The organism is Pseudomonas sp. GW456-L12 (assembly GCF_059424045.1).
Window position 1 is genome coordinate 243,143 of record NZ_JBWKZA010000009.1, and the last position, 17,376, is coordinate 260,518.

Below are 17,376 nucleotides of genomic sequence, written 5' to 3' on the forward strand. Positions count from 1 at the left end.
TCGCCCTGCACGTTGCAGGAACGAGGCGCCGGCGACGAGGCAGGATTACAGGTCGCCGTAGCCCAGCGAACGCAGGGCGCGCTCGTCGTCGGACCAACCGCCTTTGACCTTGACCCACAGGTTGAGCATGACCTTGGAGTCGAACAGCAGCTCCATGTCCTTGCGCGCTTCCATGCCGATGCGCTTGATGCGCTCACCCTTGTCGCCAATGATGATTTTCTTCTGGCCGTCGCGTTCGACGAGGATCAAGGCATGAATATGCAGGGTCTTGCCCTGCTGCTTGAACTCTTCGATTTCCACGGTGATCTGGTACGGCAGCTCGGCACCCAGCTGGCGCATGATCTTCTCGCGCACCAGTTCGGCGGCGAGGAAACGGCTGCTGCGGTCGGTGATCTGGTCTTCCGGGAAGAAGTGATCGTTTTCCGGCAGGTGCTTGGCGATCAGGCCTTCCAGGGCTTCCAGGTTGTGGCCTTGCTGGGCCGATACCGGGACGATCTCGGCATTCGGCAACTGCTCCTGCAACCAGGTCAGGTGCGGCATCAACTCGGCCTTGTCCTCGATGCGGTCGGTCTTGTTGATCGCCAGGATCACCGGGCCCTGCACGTACTGCACACGCTCCAGCACCAGCTGGTCTTCGTCGGTCCACTTGGTGCGGTCAACGACGAAGATCACCACGTCGACGTCTTTCAAGGCCGCCGAGGCGGTCTTGTTCATGTAGCGGTTCAGCGCCTTCTCGTTGCTCTTGTGCATGCCCGGGGTGTCGACGTAGATCGCCTGGATGGCGCCTTCGGTCTTGATGCCGAGCATGTTGTGCCGAGTGGTCTGCGGCTTGCGCGAGGTAATGGCCAGCTTCTGCCCCAGGATATGGTTCAGCAGCGTGGACTTGCCCACGTTCGGACGGCCGACGATGGCGACATAGCCACAGCGTGTTGCGGTTGTATCAGTCATGGCCATTCTCCACGCCCAGGGCAATCAGTGCTGCGGCGGCCGCTACCTGTTCGGCAATGCGACGGCTTACACCCTGACCTCGGCTTTTTTCGTTCAGTAGGGTGATTTCACATTCGACGAAGAACGTCCGGCAATGGGGCTCACCCTGGATATCCACCACTTCGTAGCGGGGCAGTTCACAGGCACGCGACTGCAGGAATTCCTGCAGGCGGGTCTTGGGGTCCTTGTTGGTGTCGACCAGCGTCAGGCTGTCGAACTCGGACGTCAGCCAGGACAGCACGCGCTCACGCGCGACCTCCATGCCGGCATCCAGGTAGATCGCACCAATCAGCGCTTCCAGGGCATCGGCGAGGATCGACTCACGACGGAAGCCGCCGCTTTTCAACTCACCGGAGCCCAGGCGCAGGTATTCACCCAGATCGAAACCACGGGCCAGTACGGCCAGGGTTTCACCCTTCACCAGACGCGCGCGCAGACGCGACAGCTGGCCTTCGCGAGCCTGGGGAAAACGCTCGAACAGCGCTTCGCCGGCGACGAAGTTGAGAATGGCATCACCGAGGAACTCCAGGCGTTCGTTGTTGCGCCCGGCAAAACTGCGGTGAGTGAGGGCCAGGACCATCAGTTCCTGGTCCTTGAAGGTGTAACCGAGCTGACGCTCGAGACGGCTCAAAGAAACGCTCACGGTTTACCCACGCTGAGTTCGTGGTTGATTTTCACCACCTTGGAGACAAGGCACGAGGTGCCTGTGGCAATTAACGCTGTGTTCAAATCCACATCCTGAATATCGTTGACTGCTGCTTCTGGTGACGCCTGGGAGGCTGCCGAACCTGGCGGGCCGGTGTTCTACAAGATCCAGAAAAGCATTCGGCGCTGTGTTCAACAGCGCCGTGTTTGATTACTTGATCAGGCCAACCCGCGAGAAATTCGGCAGGTGGCTGAGTTTCGGTTCGGGCCAGCTCATCCAGACTGCGAAGGCCTTGCCGACGATATTCTTGTCGGGAACCATGCCCAGCAGGTCCTTGGGAATGCTTGGGTCATCCCAGTAGCGGCTGTCGTTCGAGTTGTCGCGGTTGTCGCCCATCATGAAGTAGTGCCCGGCAGGCACGGTCCATTGACGATCCGGGGTGGCCCGGTAGCGGCTCATTTCCTTGCGGATCAGGTGCTCGGCGGCGCCGAGTTTTTCCTTGTAGAGCTCCGCGCTGCCCAGGGTACCCGGCTCGGAGCCGACCAGTTGCTCGGCGACCGACTGGCCGTTGACCAGCAGGCGCTTGTCGCTGGTGTAGCGCACTTCGTCGCCCGGCAGGCCGACCACACGCTTGATGTAGTTGACGTTCGGATCGCTCGGGTAGCGGAACACCATCACATCGCCGCGCTGCGGATCACCGACCTCGATGATTTTCTTGTCGATCACCGGCAGGCGGATCCCGTAAGAAAACTTGTTCACCAGGATGAAGTCGCCCACATCCAGGGTCGGTTTCATCGATCCCGAAGGAATCTGAAACGGTTCCACAAGGAACGAACGCAGCACCAGCACGATGAACAGCACCGGAAAGAACGATTTGCCGTACTCGACCAGCATCGGCTCCTTGTTCAGTTTCTCGATGACCAGTCCATCCGGCTGGCTGACGCTGCCCTGATAGTTGGTAATGGCGGCACGCCGACGCGGCGCCAGAAAGACCAGATCGAGCAACGCCAACAGACCGCAGACGGCGACGGCGATGACCAGCAACAGCGGGAAATTTAGCGACATAGGACCTAACTATCCAACCTGAGCACAGCAAGGAAGGCTTCTTGTGGAATCTCCACGTTACCCACTTGCTTCATGCGTTTCTTACCGGCCTTCTGCTTTTCCAACAGCTTGCGTTTACGGCTAACGTCACCACCGTAGCATTTGGCCAGTACGTTCTTTCTGAGCGCCTTGACGGTTGTCCGCGCCACAATCTGCCCACCAATGGCGGCCTGGATTGCCACGTCGAACATCTGCCGAGGAATCAGTTCCTTCATCTTTTCGGTCAACGCACGCCCTTTGTAGTGCGCGTTGTCACGGTGCACGATCAATGCCAGGGCGTCGACCTTCTCACCGTTGATCAGCACATCCAGCTTGACCAGATTAGCCGATTGGTAGCGATCGAAATGATAATCCAGCGAAGCATAGCCACGACTGGTGGATTTGAGGCGGTCGAAGAAGTCCAGGACCACTTCGTTCATCGGCAGGTCGTAGGTCACCTGGACCTGGCTGCCGAGGAACAGCATGTCGTGCTGTATGCCGCGCTTCTCGATACACAGGGTAATGACGTTACCCAGGTGCTCCTGCGGCACCAGGATATTGGCCCGCACGATCGGCTCGCGCATGTCTTCGATGGACGACAGATCCGGCAACTTCGATGGGTTATCGACGTAGATCGTCTCACCATTCTTCAGTTGCAGTTCGAAAATCACCGTCGGCGCCGTGGTGATCAGGTCCAGGTCGTACTCGCGCTCCAGGCGCTCCTGGATGATTTCCATGTGCAGCATGCCGAGGAAGCCACAACGGAAGCCGAAGCCCAGTGCGTCGGAGCTTTCCGGGGTGTATTGCAGCGACGAGTCGTTCAGCGTGAGCTTTTGCAGGGCTTCGCGGAAGTCTTCGAAGTCATCGGAGCTGACCGGGAACAGGCCGGCGTAGACCTGCGGCTGAATGCGCTTGAAGCCAGGCAGCACTTCGACGTCGGGGGTCGAGCTCAGGGTCAGGGTGTCACCTACCGGCGCACCGTGAATGTCCTTGATACCGGCGATGATGAAGCCTACTTCACCGGCCTTCAGGTCGGTGGTGGCGGTGTGTTTCGGGTTGAATACACCGACGCTGTCCACCAGGTGGATCTTGCCGGTGGATTTCACCAGGATCTTGTCGCCCTTCTTCACGCGGCCATGGCGCACGCGAACCAGGGACACGACGCCCAGGTAGTTGTCGAACCAGGAGTCGATGATCAACGCTTGCAGCGGGTCCTCGATGTTGCCGGTCGGCGCGGGAATGGTGGTGACCAGGCGCTCCAGCACCTCGTCGACACCCAGGCCGGTCTTGGCGCTGCAGGTCACGGCGTCGGTGGCATCGATACCGATGATCTTCTCGATCTCTTCCTTGACCCGGTCCGGATCGGCCTGTGGCAGGTCGATCTTGTTCAGCACCGGCATGACCTCCAGGCCCTGCTCGATGGCGGTGTAGCAGTTGGCGACCGACTGCGCTTCCACGCCCTGGCCGGCGTCGACCACCAGCAAGGCGCCTTCACAGGCGGCCAGCGACCGGCTGACTTCATAGGTGAAGTCCACGTGGCCAGGGGTGTCGATGAAGTTCAGCTGGTAGGTGATGCCGTCGCGGGCTTTGTAATAGAGGGTAACGCTGTGGGCCTTGATGGTGATCCCGCGTTCCCGCTCAAGGTCCATGGAGTCCAGGACCTGGGCTTCCATTTCACGTTCGGCCAGGCCGCCGCACATCTGGATGAAGCGATCGGCCAGAGTCGACTTGCCATGGTCAATGTGGGCGATGATGGAGAAATTGCGGATATGACTCAAATCACTCACGGATCAACACTCAAAAAGGCTGCAGGCATAGCCCGCCGAAAAATAGCCGGGAATTGTACCTGATAGACGACGCAAGCGTCACGTTCGCCTGTCAGTGGTGCATAAACGCAAAACGCCCCGGTCTTTCGACAGGGGCGTTTCTCTTGCGCGTAGCGTCATTGGCGCCGGTCAGCCGGCCCGGCGCATCAGCCAGAACCCGGCCAGGGCACAGAAACCGGCGGGAACCAGCACCGCGAACAGCGGCGAGAAACCGAATACCAGGCTCGACGGCCCGAGCAGGTCCTGGGCAATGCGGAAGGTGAACCCCACCAGCACTCCGGTGAACACCCGCTGACCAAGCGTCACGGAACGCAACGGACCAAAAATGAACGAGATCGCCATCAATACCAGGGCCGCGGTGACCAGCGGTTGCAGCACTTTGACCCAGAACGCCAGCCAGTAGCGACCGTTGTTCAGGCCCTGATCGGCCAGATAGTGGATATAGCCCCACAGACCGCTGATCGACAGGGACTCCGGCGCCATCACCACAGTGCTCAGCAGTTGCGGGCTCAAGGCCACGTCCCAGCGTTCCTGAGGGGTGTTGATGACTTCGGTGTGGCCTTCGCGGAAATAGGTGGTGGTGACGTCGCTCAGTTGCCAGTAGTTCTCTTCGAAACGGGCCTGGCGGGCGAAGCTCGAGGACAGCATGTGCCGCTGATCGTCGAAGTGATAACGGGTCACGCCATACAGCAGGCCGTTGGGTTGCACGGCGTTGATGTGGATGAACTCCTCACCCTGGCGGTGCCACAGGCCGCGCTTGGAACTTTGCGCGTCGCCCGAACCCTGGGCCAGCGCACGACTGGCCTGCGCCTGGCTTTCCGTGGCGGGAGCGACGTACTCGCCGATCAGCACACCGGCCAGCATCAGGAACAGCATCGGCTTCATCACCGCCCAGACGATCCGACCGATAGACACGCCAGCGGCGCGCATGATGGTCAGCTCGCTGTTGCTGGCCAGGCTGCCCAGGCCGATCAGGCAGCCGATCAGGGCCGCCATCGGCAGCATTTCGTAGAGCCGGCGAGGCGCCGTCATGACCACGAAACTCAACACATCCATCACGGTGTAGTTGTCACTGACGCTGCCCATCTCGTCGATGAAGGCGAACAGCGACGCCAGGCCGAGAATGATCCCCAATACCGCCAGGATGGCCAGCAGGACACTGTTGCCGATGTAGCGATCGAGCTTAACCACGAGCCACCTCCTTCATGCTGCGGCGGCTCGCCAGTTTCAGACGCAAGGGTTCCCAGTACAGCAACCCGAGGCCAATCAATAGAAACAGTCCGTGTACCCACCACAGACCCAGTGCCTGCGGCAGCTTGCCTTTTTCCAGCGAGCCACGGGCCGCGATCAGGATGGTCAGGTAAGCCATATAAAGAAGAATCGCCGGCAACAGTTTGAGGAAGCGGCCCTGGCGCGGGTTGACCCGGGACAGCGGCACCGCCATCAAGGTCACGACAAACACCAGAAGCGGCAGGGAAATACGCCATTGCAACTCGGCATGGGCGCGCAGGTCCGGGTTGCCGATCAGATCGCGAGTCGGCATGGCGTCGCGATCGGTGACTTCGTCGCTGACGTCCGGCTTGGCCAGCAATACGCCGTAGGTGTCGTACTTGATGATCCGGTAATCGGCCTGGCCCGGGTTACCGTCGTAGCGATAGCCGTTTTCCAGGATCAGGTAGCGATTGCCGTCCGGACGAATGTCCTGGTGCCCCTTCTCTGCCACCAGCACCGAGATGCCCTGGTCCTTCTTGTCCTGGCTCAGGCGTTTTTCCGAGATGAACACGCCGCCCAGGTTGGCCCGGTCATCGGACAAGTGTTCGGTATAAGTCACCCGGGTACCGTCGTTGAGCGCCTGGAAGCGGCCCGGCACCAGGGTGTCGAACTCGGTCATGGCGTCCTGCTTGTTCAGCAGCAACTGGAACTGATTGGCCCCCTGCGGCGCCAGGCTCAGGCTCAGCCACGCCACCAGCAGGGCTACCAGCGCGGCCGGGATCATGGTCATGCCCAGCAGGCGCTGCTGGCTCATGCCAGTGGCCGACAACACAGTCATTTCGCTTTCGAGGTACAGCCGGCCGTAGGCCAGGAGAATGCCGAGGAACAACCCCAGCGGCAGGATCAGTTGCAAAAAGCCCGGCAGGCGAAAGCCCATGATCAGGAACAGCGAACCCGGGTCCAGTGCGCCCGAGGCCGCTTGCGCGAGGTATTTGACGAAACGTCCGCTCATGATGATGACCAGCAGTACAGCGCTCACGGCGCTCAGGGTCAGCAACACTTCGCGGGATAGATAACGGAAGACGATCAAACCAGACACTCCAGGGTTGTCAGGCTAAGGCGGCCAAACAAGCAAACACGGCCCGTGAAGCCGAGCCGCCGAAAAAGATGGCGCATTATCCTGTGATTGCATGCGCCTGTCACTGCGCATGCTCACGCAGGCCTCTAAAGCGGCGAAGTTCACTCATGGGAGGGTTGTCAGCCTCGACCGCCCGGGTTCAAACTGGCGGCCCTGTCGTTGGCCGCTGCCGACGCCTCTTCCTTATAAAAGCTGCATACATGACAAGCCTGGCGCACGGCATTGGCCCTGCGCTCTTTGACCATTAATTCAGGGACCCGGACATGGAACTGGTTGTAAAAAGCGTTAGCCCGGAAACGTTGAAGACCGCCACCCTGGTGGTCGCCGTCGGCGAAGGCCGCAAGCTCGGCAGCGTTGCCAAACAACTCGACGAGCTCAGTGGCGGCGCCATCGGCGCGGTACTCAAGCGCGGCGACCTGGACGGCAAGGTCGGCCAGAGCCTGCTGTTGCACGCCCTGCCGAACCTGAAGGCCGAACGTGTCCTGCTGGTCGGTACCGGCAAGGACGCCGAACTGGGCGACCGCCCGTTCCGCAAGATCGTCAGTGGCATCCTCACTACCCTCAAGGGCCTGGGCGGCAGCGATGCCGTGCTGGCGCTGGACGAAGTGGTGGTCAAGGGCCGCGACAGCTACGGCAAGACCCGCCTGCTGGCGGAAACCCTGGTGGACGGCGAATACAGCTTCGACCAGTTCAAGAGCCAGAAAGCCGAACCGCGCGCCCTGAAGAAAATCACCCTGCTGACCATCAAGGCCGCGCAGGCCGAAGTCGAGCGCGCCGTGGCCCACGCCAAGGCGATCGCCAACGGCATGGCATTCACCCGCAACCTGGGCAACCTGCCGCCGAACATCTGCCACCCGACCTTCCTCGGCGAACAGGCCAAGGCCCTGGGCAAGGAATTCAAGGCCCTGAAAGTCGAAGTCTTCGACGAGAAGAAGATCAAGGACCTGGGCATGGGCTCGTTCTATGCCGTGGGCCAGGGCAGCGCCCAGCCGCCGCGCCTGATCGTCATGCAATACAACGGCGGCAAGAAGTCCGAGAAGCCGTACACCCTGGTCGGCAAGGGCATCACCTTCGACACCGGCGGCATCAGCCTCAAGCCTGGCGCCGGCATGGATGAAATGAAGTACGACATGGGGGGCGCCGCCAGCGTGTTCGGCACCCTGCGCGCCGTGCTGGAACTCAAGCTGCCGATCAACCTGGTGTGCATCCTGGCCTGCGCCGAGAACATGCCGAGCGGCACCGCTTCGCGTCCGGGCGACATCGTCACCACCATGAGCGGCCAGACCGTGGAAATCCTCAACACCGACGCCGAAGGCCGCCTGGTGCTGTGCGATGCCCTGACCTACGCCGAGCGCTTCAAGCCACAGGCGGTGATCGATATCGCCACCCTGACCGGTGCCTGCGTGGTCGCCCTCGGTTCCCACACCTCGGGCCTCCTGGGCAACAACGACGAACTGATCGGCCAGTTGCTGAGCGCCGGCGTTCAGGCTGACGACCGTGCCTGGCAACTGCCGCTGTTCGACGAGTACCAGGAACAGCTGGACAGCCCGTTCGCCGACATCGCCAACATCGGCGGCCCGAAAGCCGGCACCATTACCGCTGCCTGCTTCCTGTCGCGCTTCACCAAGCAGTACAACTGGGCGCACCTGGATATCGCCGGTACCGCCTGGACCAGCGGCGGCAAGGACAAGGGCGCCACTGGCCGTCCGGTTCCTCTGCTGACCCAGTACCTGCTGGACCGCGCCAAAGCCTGAAACCTATGACCTCGGGGTGCGCCCACACGCGGCGCACTCCCGGGTTCAGGAACCGCAATGACCAAAGTCGACTTCTATATCCTTCCCAGCGCGGATCCTTCGGCGCGCCTGGATTTCGCCTGCAAGCTCACCGACAAGGCCTGGCGCATGGGGCACCGCATCTACCTGCATTGCAGCGACGCGGCCCAGCGCGATGAGCTCGATGCCCGGTTGTGGCGCTTCAAGGGCGAAACCTTCGTGCCCCACGGCCCCGCCGAAAGCGAACCGGATGGCCTGATCGTTCTCGGCCTGGGCGATGACCCCGGCGAGCACCATGACCTGCTGGTCAACCTGGACCTGAAAGTCCCGGCATTTGCCCAGCGTTTCGCCCGCATCGCCGAAGTGGTGGTGGAAGACCCGACTATCCGCCAGGCCGCTCGCGAGAGTTTCCGTTTCTACCGCGAACAGGGCTATCCTCTGCAAGATCACCGTTTACAGCGACTCTGAGCCATCGATGGACACTCCCAAACCGCTGCAAAAGTCCGCGCACCTGCTGGATGACCTCGAGTCCATCCGCCAACTGCTCGGCGATGACGACCTGCAACCTCCGCTGCTGACCGAGACCGTCGACGGCGAAGTGCAGATTCCGCTGCTGTTCGACATGGTCGGCGGCAAGCCTGCCGTCGAAACCCACGAACAGGCGCCGGCAGAACCACAACCGGCTTCCGCTCCGGTGGTCGAACTGCAACCTGCCCCCGTAGTTGCCGCGCCAGCCCATACACCGGCACCGACACCGAAACCCGCGCCAGCACCCAAGAGCCAGGACGCCCTGCTGCACCTGGACAGCGAACTGCGCGCCGCCGCGCAACTGATCATGCAAGACGTGATCGACGACTTCGCCCCGCACATCGAAACCGAGATCAAGCGCCGCCTCGATGCGCGGCTGGAACGGCTGCTCGCCGCAGCTTCAAGCGGCAAGCTATAAGCGGCAAGTAAAAGCCAGGAAGGACGCCCACCTCTTGCAGCTTGCGGCTTGTAGCTTGCAACTGCCCCCCTCCGCTATACTTCCCGGCTTTTCCTGAATAAATGCCAATAGGGTCCCGCCGCGCATGGATAAGACCTACCAGCCGCACGCCATTGAAACTTCCTGGTACCAGACCTGGGAGTCAGAGAATTACTTCGCCCCGCAAGGCGCGGGCGACTCGTACACCATCATGATTCCGCCACCGAACGTCACTGGCAGCCTGCACATGGGCCATGGCTTCAACAACGCGATCATGGATGCCTTGATCCGCTTCCGCCGCATGCAGGGCCGCAACACCCTGTGGCAGCCGGGTACCGACCACGCCGGTATCGCCACCCAGATGCTGGTGGAGCGTCAGATCGAAGCCCAGGGCCAGAATCGCCACGATCTGGGCCGGGAAAAATTCCTCGAGAAAGTCTGGGAGTGGAAGGATCAGTCCGGCGGCAACATCAGCCGTCAGATCCGCCGCCTGGGCTCGTCCGTCGACTGGAGCCGCGAGCGCTTCACCATGGACGACGGTCTTTCCGAAGCCGTTAAAGAAGCCTTCGTGCGCCTGCACGAAGACGGCCTGATCTACCGCGGCAAGCGTCTGGTCAACTGGGACACCAAGCTGCACACCGCGATCTCCGACCTCGAAGTGGAAAACCACGACGAGAAAGGCTCGCTGTGGAACCTGCGCTACCCGCTGGCCGACGGCGCCAAGACCGCTGAAGGCCTGGACTACCTGATCGTTGCCACCACCCGTCCGGAAACCATGCTCGGCGACTCTGCCGTGGCCGTTAACCCGAACGATGAACGCTACAAGGCGCTGATCGGCAAATTCGTCGAGCTGCCGCTGGTGGGTCGTCGCATCCCGATCATCGGCGACGACTACTGCGACCCTGAATTCGGCACCGGCTGCGTGAAGATCACCCCGGCCCACGACTTCAACGACTATGAAGTCGGCAAGCGCCACAACCTGCCGCTGCTGAACATCTTCGACAAGAACGCCGAAGTGCTGCCGGCCGCACAGGTGTTCAACCTGGACGGCACACTGAACGAAAGCATCGACGGCAAGATCCCGGCCGAGTTCGCCGGTCTCAACCGCTTCCAGGCGCGCAAGGAAATCGTCGCTGCGTTCGACACCGCCGGCCTGCTGGTCAGCGTCGACGACCACGCCCTGAAAGTGCCGAAAGGCGACCGCTCCGGCACCATCATCGAGCCGTGGCTGACCGACCAGTGGTACGTCTCCACCAAGCCCCTGGCCGAGCCGGCCATTGCCGCCGTGGAAGACGGCCGCATCGCCTTCGTGCCAAAACAGTACGAAAACATGTACTTCTCCTGGATGCGCGACATCCAGGACTGGTGCATCAGCCGCCAGCTGTGGTGGGGTCACCGCATTCCGGCCTGGTACGACGAGTCGGGCAAGGTCTATGTAGGCCGCGACGAAGCCGAGGTGCGCGCCAAGCACAACCTCGGGCCTGAGGTTGCACTGCAACAGGACAACGACGTCCTCGACACCTGGTTCAGTTCGGGCCTGTGGACCTTCTCCACCCTGGGCTGGCCGGAGCAGACCGATTTCCTCAAGACTTTCCACCCGACCGACGTGCTGGTGACCGGTTTCGACATCATTTTCTTCTGGGTCGCCCGGATGATCATGCTCACCATGCACCTGGTGAAGAACGAAGACGGCACGCCGCAGGTTCCGTTCAAGACCGTGTACGTACACGGCCTAGTTCGCGACGGCCAGGGCCAGAAGATGTCCAAGTCCAAGGGCAACGTCCTTGACCCGCTGGACATCATCGACGGCATCGAGCTCGAAGCCCTGGTGCAGAAACGCACCACCGGCATGATGCAGCCGCAACTGGCGAAGAAGATCGAGAAGCAGACCCGCCAGGAGTTCGCCGACGGCATCGCCAGCTACGGCACCGACGCCCTGCGCTTCACCTTCTGTTCGCTGGCGTCCACCGGCCGCGACATCAAGTTCGACATGGGCCGCGTCGAAGGCTATCGCAACTTCTGCAACAAGATCTGGAACGCCGCGCGCTACGTGCTGGACAAGGGCGAAGACTGCGGTCAGAACGGCGAAGCCTACGAGCTGTCGCTGGCCGATCGCTGGATCATCTCCCAACTGCAGCGCACCGAAGCCGAAGTGACCCGCCAGCTGGACCAGTTCCGCTTCGACCTGGCGGCCCAGGCGCTGTACGAGTTCATCTGGAACCAGTACTGCGACTGGTACCTGGAATTGTCCAAGCCGGTACTGTGGGACGAAAACGCGCCGGTCGAGCGCCAGCGCGGCACCCGCCGCACCCTGGTGCGCGTACTGGAAGTGGCGCTGCGCCTGGCCCACCCGTTCATGCCGTTCATCACCGAAGAAATCTGGCAGCGCCTGGCGCCGCTGGCCGGGGCCGAAGGCAAGACCATCATGCTGCAGCCTTGGCCGGTGGCCAATGAAGCACGCATCGACCAGGCCGCCGAAGACGACATCGAATGGCTCAAGGGCCTGATGCTCGGCACCCGTAACATCCGTGCCGAAATGAACATCGGCCCGGGCAAGCCACTGGCGTTGTTCCTGAAGAACGTCAACGCCGAAGACCAGCGTCGCCTGAGCGAAAACGAGACCCTGCTGAAGAAGCTGGCCAAACTCGAATCGATCACCGTGCTGAAGGCCGGCGACGAAGCACCGCTGTCCGCCACCGCCCTGGTCGGCGAGATGGAAGTGCTGGTGCCGATGGCCGGGCTGATCGACAAGGGTGCCGAACTGGCGCGCCTGGACAAGGAAATCCAGCGTCTGCAAGGCGAGGTCCAGCGGGTCGGCGGCAAGCTGTCCAACGCCGCCTTCGTCGACAAGGCCCCGGCCGAAGTCATCGACAAGGAACGCGCCAAACTGGCCGAGGCCGAACAGGCCCTGGGCAAGCTGGCCGAGCAGCACGCGCGGATTTCCAGCCTGTAACGGCGATCCGAGCGGTAAAAAAGGGAGCCCTGCAAAGGGGCTCCCTTTTTTGTACCCGGCCGAAAAGCTTATGCCTCTGTAGGAGCGAGGCTTGCCCGCGAAGCGTTATTCCTGGCACACCGCGTTATCCTCGGCGGCTCCTACAGAGGCTACGTCGCCCGGGCAGATATGGGACAATGCGCGCCACTTTGAGCCATACCCGAACCGACTTCGCCCATGACTGCCCCCCGCCCTCCCAAAGCTTCGCGCACCAAGCCTCAACCTGCAGCTCCGGCCAAGGCCGTCGTGCCACGGGAAAAGGCCAGCCTGCACCCGCGCAATCGCCATCAAGGCCGCTATGACTTTCCCCAGTTGATCAAGAGCACCCCGGAGCTGGGGGCTTTCGTGATCATCAATCCCTATGGCAAGGAGAGCATCGACTTCGCCAACCCGGCGGCGGTGCGGGTGTTCAACCGGGCATTGCTCAAGGCGTTCTACGGCATCGCCCATTGGGATATTCCGGCCGACTTCCTCTGCCCTCCAGTCCCCGGTCGTGCCGACTATGTGCATTTCCTGGCCGACCTGCTGGCCGAGCGTAACGAAGGCGTAATTCCCCGCGGCGCGGCGGTGCGGGTGCTGGACATCGGGGTCGGCGCCAACTGCATCTACCCGCTGATCGGCCACTGCGATTACCGCTGGCAGTTCCTCGGTTCCGACATCGACACCACCGCTCTCGCCGCCGCCAAGGCGATCGTCCAGGCCAACGGCCTGACCAAGGCCATCGGCCTGCGCCAGCAGAGCAACCGCAAGCAGATCCTGCTGGGGCTGCTGGAAAGCGACGAACGCTTCGACCTGACCCTGTGCAACCCGCCCTTCCATGCCTCCCTGGAAGAAGCCACGCGCGGCAGCCAGCGCAAATGGCGAGCGCTGGGCAAGGCAGATCCCAAGCGCAAGCTGCCGGTACTGAACTTTGGCGGCCAGGCGGCGGAGTTGTGGTGCGAAGGTGGCGAAGCGCGCTTCGTGACCCAGTTGATCGGCGAAAGCGCCCAGGTGGCGCAACAGGTGTTGTGGTTCAGCACCCTGGTGTCGAAAGCCTCGAACCTGCCGGCGATTCAGGCCGCGCTGAAAAAAGCTGGAGCACTGGAGAGTCAGGTGGTGGAAATGTCACAGGGACAGAAACAGAGCCGCTTCGTCGCCTGGACCTTCAAGGACAAGGCACAGCAACAGGCCTGGCGCCAGGAGCGTTGGGTTCGGATGGGATAGATACGAGGGGCAAAACGGCGATTTACCTTGCGTAAATCGTTGCGGCCTTAAAGCCTGAAAACCGTGCCCGGAAGCGTTCCGAGGCACGGTCTTACTGCAGTCTTACTTGTTGATCGAGTCGGTCAGGCCTTTAGCCACAACCAGCTTGATAACTTTCTTGGCAGCGATTTCGATGGCAGCGCCAGTCGATGGGTTACGGCCAGTACGGGCAGGACGCTCGGTCACTTTCAGTTTGCCGATACCTGGCAGAGTGATTTCGCCGCCATTTTCCAATTGATCAGCAACGATCTGGGCCAGTTGGTCCAGAGCGTTACGCGCGGTGGTTTTCGGCGCGTCGATAGCTTCAGCGATATCAGCGATCAGTTGGTCTTTAGTAATAGCCATTGTGGTGTTCCTTCCCTATCAAATTCATTTGGATTGCAGAGTGCAGTGTCAGCCATCGAGCCAGATCTTGTGGATCTGGCACCCCGGTCACAACCACGAAAGATCGGGGTTATAGATACCGAAATCAGGGTTTGGTTCGACCTGACAAATGCTGAATGCACGCTTAACGCCGAGACATCGCGTAAGACGGGGCAAAACTAGCACAGAGACGGGGAAATATCCGCCTCTACCTAGCCATTTGGTCAGCTTTATTGCTCTAAATCCGTAAAAAAATGCATAAGCTTGACCCAGGCCGCCTTCCACACCCGTCAAACAGCGCCAAAACCAGCGGGTGCGGTACACTGGGCACTTTTTCGGGGAGTCACGCCCTCTCCCGCCAACCAGCCGAGAAGCCCATGCCGATCCGCCATTGCATCGTCCACCTGATCGACAAAAAACCCGACGGCACACCCGCAGTTCTGCACGCCCGTGATTCCGAACTGGCTGAATCCGCGGCCATCGAGAACATGCTCGCCGATCTCAACGAAAGCTATAACGCCAAACAGGGCAAAGCCTGGGGTCTGTTCCACCCGGAGTCCGGCGCGTTTCCCTTCAGCGGCTGGCTGAAGGAATACCTCGATGGCGGCCAGGACTTCACCGCCTTCAGCCGCGTCGCGGTCGAGCACCTGCAAAAGCTGATGGAAGAATCCAACCTGTCGGTCGGCGGCCACGTGCTGTTCGCCCACTACCAGCAAGGCATGACCGACTACCTGGCCATCGCCCTGCTGCACCACAGCGAAGGCGTGGCGGTGACCGACGAGCTGGACGTGACCCCGTCGCGCCACCTGGATCTGGGCCAACTGCACCTGGCCGCGCGGATCAACGTCTCCGAGTGGCAGAACAACAAACAGTCGAAACAGTACATCTCGTTCATCAAGGGCAAGAACGGCAAGAAAGTCTCGGAGTACTTCCGCGACTTCATCGGCTGCCAGGAAGGCGTCGACGGCCCGGGTGAGACCCGTACCCTGCTCAAGGCGTTCAGCGACTTCGTCGAAAGCGAAGACCTGCCGGAAGAGTCCGCCCGGGAAAAGACCAAGGCCCTGGTGGACTACGCCAGCAGCCAGGCCAAGCTCGGCGAACCCGTGGGCCTGGAAGAACTCTCGGAGCTGATCGACGAGGACCGCCCCAAGGCGTTCTACGATCACATCCGCAACAAGGACTACGGCCTGTCGCCGGAAATCCCGGCGGATAAACGCACCCTCAACCAGTTCCGCCGCTTCACCGGCCGCGCCGAAGGCCTGTCCATCAGCTTCGAGGCGCACCTGCTGGGCTCGAAGATCGAGTATGACGAAGAAGCCGGGACCCTGATCATCAAGGGCCTGCCGACCCAACTGACCGATCAGCTCAAGCGCCGCAACTGATGCTGCAGGGCGTGCTGAAGAAATTCCTGCTGATCCTGCTGGTGGTCGTGGCGTACCAGAACTGGGGCAAGATCGAGCACCTGTTCAACCCCTCGCAGGCCGCCTCGGAGCAGGTCCGGGCCAATGCCCGGGTGGTGCTCTACGCCACCGACTGGTGTGGCTACTGCAAGGCCACCCGGCGCTTTCTCGATCAGAAGGGCATTGCCTTTCGCGAGTTCGATATCGAGAAGGATGCCGAGGCGCGCAAGGCCTATACCGAGCTCGGCGGCGCCGGAATTCCGATCCTGGACGTCAATGGCACCTTGATCCGTACCTATGACCCCGACGGGATCATGGCGGCGTTGCAACGCTAAACGCATCGCGAGCAAGCTCGCTCCTACAAGGGCCGAACAACCTCTGTCGGAACGAGCTTGCTTGCGATAGACCTGCCGCCTTATAGCGCCTCGATACGGAACCCGAAACGCGGGAAGTGCACATGCACCAATCCGCCGCGCGGGTCTTCGCGGCGCAGGATCAGCTCCTCGCGCCCGGCAAACAGCAACTCCCCCTCCACCGGATCGACGCCATAGTCGGTCGCCGCGATCCGCACCTGCTGGCCAGCCTGGAAACCGTTCGGGTCTATGAAGGCTTCATCCGGCAAGGCTGCCGGTGTAGCCCTGCGCGCCACTTCCAGCGCCTCTTCGGAAGTCATGGCACTCGAAGCACCATGACCGAACCCCAGTACCCGGGCCAGCCATGCCGCCACCGCCGGATAGGCGTCCACCAGCGGCGCAGTCACCGGCGTGCCCTTGAGGAACCACAGGGGGTGGGCCATGGCAAAGTCGGCAATCGACGGCTCACCGAACAGGAAGTCGCCCTCCTCACGCTGCAACTGCTGCTCCAGGCGCGCCATGAGCGTCGGCCATTGATGCTTGGCCAACTCCAGCGGCACACGGGTAGAACTGCCGCCGCTGAACAGCCCGGCGCGGTCGGTCATGAAGGCCTTGACCGCTTCCGGCGGCAAATGGCCGAAACGCACGGCCGCCGACTCAGGCTGGAATACCAGGCTCACCGTATGCTGGAACACCACCGAATCGGCCCAGGCCGCGAAGGTCGCGCTGACCATTTCCCGGCCTTCGGGAAACAGTGCCGGCGAGGCCTTTTCCTGCTCCAGCCGCCGGGCGATCAGCGCCGTGTCGCAATAGATATCGGCACCGACCTGCAACACCGGGGTCTTGCGATAACCACCCGTCAGCGCGGTGAGATCGGGTTTGGGCATCACCGGCGAGATCTTCACCGAGCGCCAGGACAAGCCCTTGAAGCCTAGCAACAGGCGGGCTTTTTCCGCGAAAGGCGAGGTCGGGTAATGATGCAGAATCAACTCTGACATGCTGGGGTCCACCGGATAAGTAGGAAGAACCAGCTTAGCGTGCAAACGCCTGGCAGCCCACCGCTCTGCCTGATGGCAACGTATCAGTCAGTTTGATAAGCCACGACGGCCGAGGCCACCAGGCACTCCTTGGCGCTTTTCCTAAGTTTCTTGATCAGCCGTTCCTGGCGCAGGGCTTCACTCTTGTCGCGGCAGGCCTCGGTGTAGACCAGCGCGACGGCCGGGCTGGAGAGGAAGAAGCGCGCGCCCTTGCCGCTCTGGTGCTTGGCGAAACGCTTGATCGGGTCGTCGCTGATGCCGCAATACAGGGCGCCGTTGGCGGCGCGCACCAGGTAGACAAACCAGGGTTTGCTCACCGCAGAGACAGGCTCGGAATCGCTGGCGGGGGATGGGCTGGGGC

General features: G+C 61.7%; 16 protein-coding genes. 7 read left to right on the forward strand and 9 right to left on the reverse strand.

The features are described from left to right. Nucleotides 1–45: 45 nt before the first annotated feature. The 6 genes from era to lptF all read right to left on the reverse strand — a co-directional run bounded on the left by era (nt 46) and on the right by lptF (nt 6,844). Nucleotides 46–948, reverse strand: coding sequence for a GTPase Era (gene era / locus AC07Y9_RS14850; protein ID WP_007932155.1), 903 nt, complete (start codon nt 946–948; stop codon nt 46–48). Beyond that, the gene (rnc, locus tag AC07Y9_RS14855) at nt 941–1,630 is read right to left on the reverse strand and encodes a ribonuclease III (protein WP_009042306.1); all 690 of its coding nucleotides are present in this window, start codon (nt 1,628–1,630) and stop codon (nt 941–943) included. The genes era and rnc overlap by 8 nt, the downstream gene beginning before the upstream one ends. Before the next feature lie 213 nt (nt 1,631–1,843). Then, entirely contained in the window at nt 1,844–2,698 is an 855-nt protein-coding gene (lepB, locus tag AC07Y9_RS14860; protein WP_007932153.1) for a signal peptidase I, read from the reverse strand. A 5-nt stretch (nt 2,699–2,703) separates the two neighbouring features. Then, on the reverse strand, nt 2,704–4,503 hold the full coding sequence (gene lepA / locus AC07Y9_RS14865; RefSeq protein WP_007932152.1) for a translation elongation factor 4: 1,800 nt from the start codon (nt 4,501–4,503) through the stop codon (nt 2,704–2,706). Between the two features lie 168 nt (nt 4,504–4,671). Continuing rightward, nucleotides 4,672–5,733: an LPS export ABC transporter permease LptG gene (gene lptG, locus AC07Y9_RS14870; RefSeq protein ID WP_016702720.1), complete on the reverse strand. Its 1,062-nt coding sequence runs from the start codon at nt 5,731–5,733 to the stop codon at nt 4,672–4,674. Next, nucleotides 5,726–6,844, reverse strand: coding sequence for an LPS export ABC transporter permease LptF (gene lptF, locus AC07Y9_RS14875; protein WP_102679300.1), 1,119 nt, complete (start codon nt 6,842–6,844; stop codon nt 5,726–5,728). Before lptF ends, lptG begins: the two co-directional genes overlap by 8 nt. Nucleotides 6,845–7,155: 311 nt before the next feature. Between lptF and AC07Y9_RS14880 the strand changes: the two genes are divergently transcribed. The 5 genes from AC07Y9_RS14880 to rlmF all read left to right on the forward strand — a co-directional run bounded on the left by AC07Y9_RS14880 (nt 7,156) and on the right by rlmF (nt 13,823). Next, a complete protein-coding gene (locus tag AC07Y9_RS14880) occupies nt 7,156–8,646 on the forward strand; it encodes a leucyl aminopeptidase (RefSeq protein ID WP_009042302.1) in 1,491 nt (496 codons plus the stop codon). Nucleotides 8,647–8,703: 57 nt separating this feature from the next. Next, nucleotides 8,704–9,132 (forward strand): DNA polymerase III subunit chi, encoded by a 429-nt coding sequence (locus tag AC07Y9_RS14885; protein WP_007932146.1) that lies wholly within the window; start codon nt 8,704–8,706, stop codon nt 9,130–9,132. A gap of 7 nt (nt 9,133–9,139) precedes the next feature. Then, nucleotides 9,140–9,610, forward strand: a complete 471-nt coding sequence (locus AC07Y9_RS14890; protein ID WP_087091328.1) for a DNA polymerase III subunit chi — start codon at nt 9,140–9,142, stop codon at nt 9,608–9,610. 124 nt (nt 9,611–9,734) lie between these two features. After that, entirely contained in the window at nt 9,735–12,581 is a 2,847-nt protein-coding gene (locus AC07Y9_RS14895; protein ID WP_102679301.1) for a valine--tRNA ligase, read from the forward strand. A 216-nt stretch (nt 12,582–12,797) separates the two neighbouring features. Then, nucleotides 12,798–13,823, forward strand: a complete 1,026-nt coding sequence (rlmF, locus tag AC07Y9_RS14900) for a 23S rRNA (adenine(1618)-N(6))-methyltransferase RlmF (protein ID WP_102679302.1) — start codon at nt 12,798–12,800, stop codon at nt 13,821–13,823. 102 nt (nt 13,824–13,925) lie between these two features. On the opposite strand, the gene AC07Y9_RS14905 is transcribed toward rlmF, so the two are convergent. Continuing rightward, nucleotides 13,926–14,207 (reverse strand): HU family DNA-binding protein, encoded by a 282-nt coding sequence (locus AC07Y9_RS14905; RefSeq protein WP_007932138.1) that lies wholly within the window; start codon nt 14,205–14,207, stop codon nt 13,926–13,928. Between the two features lie 395 nt (nt 14,208–14,602). Here AC07Y9_RS14905 and yejK point away from each other — a divergent pair, with 395 nt between their 5' ends. Continuing rightward, nucleotides 14,603–15,607, forward strand: coding sequence for a nucleoid-associated protein YejK (gene yejK / locus AC07Y9_RS14910; protein WP_007932136.1), 1,005 nt, complete (start codon nt 14,603–14,605; stop codon nt 15,605–15,607). Beyond that, nucleotides 15,607–15,960 (forward strand): glutaredoxin family protein, encoded by a 354-nt coding sequence (locus tag AC07Y9_RS14915; RefSeq protein ID WP_007932134.1) that lies wholly within the window; start codon nt 15,607–15,609, stop codon nt 15,958–15,960. The genes yejK and AC07Y9_RS14915 overlap by 1 nt, the downstream gene beginning before the upstream one ends. Before the next feature lie 80 nt (nt 15,961–16,040). On the opposite strand, the gene AC07Y9_RS14920 is transcribed toward AC07Y9_RS14915, so the two are convergent. Together AC07Y9_RS14920 and AC07Y9_RS14925 are read right to left on the reverse strand one after the other, a co-directional pair. After that, nucleotides 16,041–16,976 (reverse strand): glutathione S-transferase family protein, encoded by a 936-nt coding sequence (locus tag AC07Y9_RS14920; protein ID WP_102679303.1) that lies wholly within the window; start codon nt 16,974–16,976, stop codon nt 16,041–16,043. Nucleotides 16,977–17,059: 83 nt separating this feature from the next. Beyond that, entirely contained in the window at nt 17,060–17,332 is a 273-nt protein-coding gene (locus AC07Y9_RS14925; RefSeq protein ID WP_102690460.1) for a GIY-YIG nuclease family protein, read from the reverse strand. Nucleotides 17,333–17,376: the final 44 nt, after the last annotated feature.

Coding starts and splice junctions, on each gene's coding strand:
- AC07Y9_RS14920 (WP_102679303.1), bottom strand. CDS start 16,976: ATGTCAGAGTTGATTCTGCATCATTACCCGACCTCGCCTTTCGCGGAA.
- rlmF (WP_102679302.1), top strand. CDS start 12,798: ATGACTGCCCCCCGCCCTCCCAAAGCTTCGCGCACCAAGCCTCAACCT.
- AC07Y9_RS14890 (WP_087091328.1), top strand. CDS start 9,140: ATGGACACTCCCAAACCGCTGCAAAAGTCCGCGCACCTGCTGGATGAC.
- lepB (WP_007932153.1), bottom strand. CDS start 2,698: ATGTCGCTAAATTTCCCGCTGTTGCTGGTCATCGCCGTCGCCGTCTGC.
- AC07Y9_RS14905 (WP_007932138.1), bottom strand. CDS start 14,207: ATGGCTATTACTAAAGACCAACTGATCGCTGATATCGCTGAAGCTATC.
- AC07Y9_RS14885 (WP_007932146.1), top strand. CDS start 8,704: ATGACCAAAGTCGACTTCTATATCCTTCCCAGCGCGGATCCTTCGGCG.
- yejK (WP_007932136.1), top strand. CDS start 14,603: ATGCCGATCCGCCATTGCATCGTCCACCTGATCGACAAAAAACCCGAC.
- AC07Y9_RS14915 (WP_007932134.1), top strand. CDS start 15,607: ATGCTGCAGGGCGTGCTGAAGAAATTCCTGCTGATCCTGCTGGTGGTC.
- AC07Y9_RS14895 (WP_102679301.1), top strand. CDS start 9,735: ATGGATAAGACCTACCAGCCGCACGCCATTGAAACTTCCTGGTACCAG.
- AC07Y9_RS14880 (WP_009042302.1), top strand. CDS start 7,156: ATGGAACTGGTTGTAAAAAGCGTTAGCCCGGAAACGTTGAAGACCGCC.
- era (WP_007932155.1), bottom strand. CDS start 948: ATGACTGATACAACCGCAACACGCTGTGGCTATGTCGCCATCGTCGGC.